Source organism: Robinsoniella peoriensis (genome assembly GCF_000797495.1).
Taxonomy (GTDB): Bacteria; Bacillota; Clostridia; order Lachnospirales; family Lachnospiraceae; genus Robinsoniella; species Robinsoniella peoriensis.
This window is the reverse complement of the sequence record NZ_JTGN01000032.1, coordinates 1-3927: the sequence shown is the minus strand read 5'-3', so window position 1 is coordinate 3927 and position 3927 is coordinate 1. Positions and strand designations below refer to the sequence as shown.

The 3927-nt window shown below is 45.6% G+C and carries 2 protein-coding genes; both read right to left on the bottom strand.

Going from position 1 to position 3927, the window contains the following annotated elements:
* Positions 1 to 3542, bottom strand: a 3542-nt coding sequence (locus tag QR40_RS30510) for a LamG-like jellyroll fold domain-containing protein (protein ID WP_052431125.1), incomplete at its 3' end; no start/stop codon positions are given.
* Between the two features lie 111 nt (positions 3543 to 3653).
* The coding region (locus QR40_RS29330; RefSeq protein ID WP_044297919.1) for a leucine-rich repeat protein at positions 3654 to 3927 on the bottom strand (274 nt) is incomplete at its 5' end.

Here is a 3927-nt window from a genome sequence, read left to right as displayed (position 1 = left end):
TTGCATTTCACTCCTTTTAACGTTACCGTTGATGGAACAGTTACTTTCTTTACATTTCTGTTGGAAGCCCCGGCTACTAATACAGTTGCTTTGCCCGGTGTTGGATTGGTCACTTTATACCGGATTCCTTTATAAGTAAGTATCTGGCCTTTTTTCAGTGCAGGTGCTGCCGGTTTGGGAGGCTCTTCCGGTTTCACCGGTTTCAGTTCCAGTCCGGTTGCTGCTGCCATCAGCCCGGATGCCGCCTGATTAATCTGTTCCTGGGTTGCTTGTGCATTGTTTAATACAGCTCCCGCCCGGGCAACGGCATCTTTCAGTGCATTGGCACTGGCCTGGGTGTATTTCGCTGTGTCCAGTCCCGCATAGGCACTATAGAGCACTTTTAAAGTTGCTTTATCTGTTGTGATCTCTGGTGTTTCCGGCTCTATTGTTAATTCTGCTGCTGCTTTTGCCAGTGCTGCTGCTGCTTCATCCACTGCTGTCTGGTCTGCATCTGGGTTATTCAGTACTTCCTCTGCATGATGAAGTGCTGCAAGGAAAGCCTCTGCACTTTCTGTAGTATACTTTCCGGTATCCAGTCCGGCATATCCCTGGTAAAGTACATTCAGAATAGAGAAGTCTGTCTTAACTTCTGGTTCCGCAGGTTCTTCCGGTATAACTTTCAATGCTGCGGCCGCAGCCAGAAGATCCGCTATGGAACTGTCCACTTCCTCCTGAGCTGCATCTTCTTTTTCAATGATCAGCTGTAATGCTTCCAGTGTGTCCGCAAATGCTGCCGCGCTTTCTTCTGTGTATCCGGACAGATCAAGTTTCCCATAAGCGCTGTACAATGCTTTTGCCAGTGATTTATCTGTTATCGGTTCCGGCTCTGTTTCTATCCTCTCCAGTCCCGCCATCGCTACCAGCAGCCGGGACTTTGCATCTGCGGCTTCTGACTTAGTGGGATTTTCTTTTTGAAGGACAGCGTATGCAATACCCATTGCTTCATTTAGGGCAGCTGCACTGTCTTCTGTATAGATATCCATATTCATCTGTAATACTGCATCATATAATGACTGCAGCTGTATCAGGTCTGCCGGGATTTCATCCCCGCCTCTGATTGCATCCTTTACTGCCACAAGCTGCTGATATTGATCAGGATCCAGATGTCCAAATATATTTACTTTGGTATCAAATCCCATGGCATAATCATTTCCCATTCCATTTTTGATTGCATTTATCATGAATTCTTCGGTACGTGAGGTGCCGCTGCAGCCCCAGCCTGCCGACCAGTTATCCCGGTTTCCAATCGGACCAAACATGAAATTCTGACAGTCTGTGCTGTCTTTTGCCCAGCGTCCTTTTACCGGAAACGTATCCAACCCCTGTGACTCTCCTGCCGTGTAATCCTGATAAGGATTACTCTTGTTAAATGCCCAGCCAACATCCAGTCCCTGGTTAAAGGTAACAATGCTGTATGGATTGCCTGCTTTTGCAGCATTTGCCAAAGTAGAAAGATTGTACTCCAGGCTCATGTCCATCTGACTCTGAAGAATTCCCCATGGATAGCAGCCATCGAACCACCAGCCGGATATCTTCTCCCCATAATGAAGGGACCACCATTCAACCATTTCAGAAAGCACTTTCCTGGATCTCTGATTTGGAATACCATCTGTTCCCGGAGTATAGTCAAATACTTTTTTCGTTACCAGGTAATCAGAAAAATACCCATAGCCGTTTGGTGTACCTGTTTCATCCCAGCTGGCACTGTGAGGAGGATTAGAAGGCAGATACAGAATTAAATTAATATCATACTTCTCCAATGCATCCGCAATACGCATCGGAAGGTCATTCTCCATAGAAACTGTTTTTGGATTAGCCTCACCTTCGCCAAGCAGGCCTGCTTCACGCATATACTGATCGTATACCAGGTTTGGAGCACAGTAGCTGCCCGAGTTCTGCCCTACGGTAAGAATCACGAATTTCGCTCCGGTGTCGTGAATCTCTTTTGCATATGCCTCGGCATCAAACTGCCCTACAAACTCATCCCATGTCATGCTGTTCCTATCCCATTTTTCTTCCGGGCTGGAATAAACATGAGGAAGGTTAAAGTAATTGGATAAAAAGTGATGGGACACGCCATAACCCGATTCATACATCCAGTCTGTGAGAGGATTGCCTTTTGTTGCCTGAACCGGTGCTTCGGCTGGCTCACTCATCCTGGGCTCTCCCACATTGCCATAGCAGTCTGCAGGCGTAACCTCACATTTCAGATATTTTCCTACATACTGATCCAGAAGGATCACAGTACGTGTACGGATTCCTTCTATGGGTACATATTCACCGTCAATTGTATCGGATGCATACCACTGATATTTTGTATCTCCTTCCGAATCACCGTCCGGATCATTAAATTCATAATTCACCTCAAGCATTCCTTTTACATGGGGTTCATTTCCCAGTTTTGTGGAAAGGTTGATTACACCACCTGTTACTGCCTCTGGAACCTGATTATCCCCCGCCGGAGCTACGGTCAGTTGTTCGGTCAACATATCATCCTGGTAAGTAATACTTATGGAAAATATCTTATCTCCCTGTGTATGATTTTCTAATTCATCAAAAGTAAGTGTTACCTGCTGGGTATCATGGTCATAATCACAACTTTTCAGACTGTTCGGCAGATACTTGTCCCCTTCTTTAAATTCCACGGTGAAATCTGAAATATCCGGTGCCGACTGGGGTTCTTTATCCAGCTTTAACACCAGTCTTCCATTGCTGACTTCTTCCACAATAAAACCATTTCGGCATGCTTCATAAATTTCTGTTATCTCTTCCTGATCCAACGCAGTATCATACAGACGGAGATCATCCATTAATCCCCGATATGCGTGCTGTGTATACGGTGTTCCGGATTTATCGCAGTCTCTTCCCACATACATATTTTTACTGTTTTCGGCAAATGCCTCTTCCGACAGGCCCCCCTGTGACTGTGCCAAAGCACCGTTAATATAAATGTTTACTTCCGGACCTGAGCGAATCACCGCAATATGATTCCATCTTCCCGCAGGTGCATCTCCAGGACTGGTGATAGCCTGATAATCTGTATTGCCGCTTCCCTTTTTAAAAGACACCTCATGGATAACCGTACCGTTTTTTAACATTACTCCCAGCTGGTCATCTATAACACTGCTGTAACTGCGGGATACAAAAGCCTGCCCGTCTGCAGCCCCCGGGTCCTGTTTGATCCATCCCATCAGCGTGTAATCCTTTTCCGGCTGAAAACTGGTTCCTAAATCGATATAGGTATCCCCATCCAGACGCAGTGCATTTTCCCCTTCCTTCCCCTTTTCCAGCTTCGGATTTCCGGTAACCGCAACTGCCTCTCCATTAGCAAGGTTTGTCAGGCTGCTTCCGTCCAGTACTTCCATATCAAACTGAATTAATGGTGTCTTCGGCATGGGATCTGCCTCTTTCGCATTGGCATATTCCACCGGCAGCGCCGAAAATGTCATTGCAGCTGCAAGGGTAAGTGCCATTATCTTTTTCGTTTCTTTTTGTTTCATGATGTGCCTCCTTTTTCTCTCTGCTGCAATGCCCTCCTCCCGGCTGCGGTTAAACCGTTTTCTGCCGGGAAAAAGGCATTGTTTCTGATTATGATGCTGCTGATACTGATTTTACTTAATTACTACGCTGCTCTTCTGTCCTCTGTTCTTAAATATTTTCTTATACTCTTTCACTTTTGAATTCGGAACATTAATCTTTGCTTTTGAAGAAATTCCCTTCAGTGACTTGCTGTATGCATTCTTCAGTACCTTTGATTTAACGGTAATAGATGTCAGTCTGCTGTCTCCATAGAATGCCTGTTGTCCAATCGCAGTCACATTTGCACCAATGGTAATCTGTTCCAGCTTCTTGTAACCCTTAAAGGATTTCTGCCCTATCTTGGTT